At 59.0% G+C, this 1,546-nt stretch carries 3 protein-coding genes; all 3 read right to left on the reverse strand.

Going from position 1 to position 1,546, the window contains the following annotated elements; translation table 11 throughout:
* Window positions 1–414: DUF3304 domain-containing protein (locus AC1DP9_RS27630; RefSeq protein ID WP_477109064.1), on the reverse strand; the 414-nt coding region annotated here is incomplete at its 3' end.
* Window positions 415–436: 22 nt separating this feature from the next.
* A complete protein-coding gene (locus tag AC1DP9_RS27635; RefSeq protein WP_441593855.1) occupies window positions 437–877 on the reverse strand; it encodes a DUF3304 domain-containing protein in 441 nt (146 codons plus the stop codon).
* Between the two features lie 22 nt (window positions 878–899).
* Window positions 900–1,379, reverse strand: a complete 480-nt coding sequence (locus tag AC1DP9_RS27640; RefSeq protein ID WP_477109065.1) for a DUF3304 domain-containing protein — start codon at window positions 1,377–1,379, stop codon at window positions 900–902.
* Between the last annotated feature and the right edge of the window lie 167 nt (window positions 1,380–1,546).

Genomic DNA, 1,546 nt, shown 5'->3' on the forward strand with positions numbered 1-1,546 from the left:
GGGATAGTCAGGATGACGCAGAGCCATCATGGTCACGAAGACCTTGACGTTGCCGTCGCGCAGGAAATGCACCGCGAACCTTCCGATTTCCTCCGGCCCGTAGGGCGGCACGGCGACGATCCGCTCCTGCGGAACATCGTCGATGCGATAGACCCACCTAATCTTCGCCGTCATGCCAGGCTTGTGGATCCGTGGCACCGTGACGCAACAAGTGAAATTTCCACCGCCCTTGTGCGCCCCGATATTCGGGCCGCCATGACCGTTGACCTCAAACGCGTAGATGCCCACATCGGTGTGGTTATAGCCAACCATTTCCACCGAGATTGGCTCGTCGCCGCAACCGGACACTGCCAGTGACAATGCTGCTAGCAGGCCGGCTATCCACGCCCGTGGGCGCGCTACTGTGTAAGGCATGACTCTCCTCGTGGAACTGTGGTTACTTGCGCGCCTCGTCGCCCTTCAAGGGATAGTCGGGATGTCCAAGACCCATCATGGTCACGAACACCTTGACATTGCCGTCGCGCAGGAAGTGGACGGCGAACATTCCGCCATCCCTWGGTCCATAAGGAGGTACCGGCACGATCCGCTCCTGCGGCACATCGTCGATGCGATGGACCCATCTGACCTTCGCCGTCATGCCAGGCTTGTGGATCCGTGGCACCGTGACGCAACAAGTGAACTTTCCGCCGCCCTCGTGCGGCCAGATATTCGGKCCGCCATGACCGTTGACCTCRAACGCGTAGATSCCYACRTCSGTGTGGTTGTAGCCAACCATTGACACCGCGATGGGCTTGTCGCCGCAACCGGACATGGCCAGTGGCAATGCTGCTAGCAGGCCGGCTATCCACGCCCGTGGGCGCGCTACTGTGTAAGGCATGACTCTCCTCGTGGAACTGTGGTTACTTGCGCGCCTCGTCGCCCTTCAACGGGTAGTTAGGATGACGAAGCGCCATCATCGTCACGAACACCTTGACATTGCCATCGCGCAGAAAATGCACGGCAAACCTTCCTACTTCTTCCGGCCGATAGGGCGGGACGGAGACGACTCGCATCTGGGGAACATCCTTGATGTGGTTGACCCATCTGACTTTCACCGTCATGCCAGGTTTGTGGGCCCGTGGCACCGTGACGCAACAAGTAAATTTTCCGCCGCCCTCGTGCGGGCCGATGTATGGACCGCCGTGCCCGTCTACCTCGAAGGCGTAAATCCCTTCATCGGTGTGGTTATAGCCAACCATTGACACAGCAATAGGCTCGTCACCGCAACCGGAAATCGCTAGCGACAGTGCGGCTAGCAGACTGCCTGCCCACGCCCGCGGGCGCGTTGCTTTGAATCGATTCGTGCCGCCTGAAGCTGGTGGTGCAGCGCTGTAAGGCATGGTTCTTTCTCCAATCGATGTCGTTACAGCCGAGCTTCATCGCCCTTCAAGGGATAGTCGGGATGGTGAAGATTCATCATCGTCACGAACACCTTGACATTGCCGTCGCGCAGAAAATGCACGGCAAACCTTCCCAATTCGTCTGGCCGATAGGGAGGCACGGAGAC

This window comes from Cupriavidus sp. 01L43 (genome assembly GCF_056399925.1).

Excerpts from the sequence above, each read along its gene's own strand:
- AC1DP9_RS27640 (WP_477109065.1), bottom strand. The coding sequence starts at position 1,379 with ATGCCTTACAGCGCTGCACCACCAGCTTCAGGCGGCACGAATCGATTC.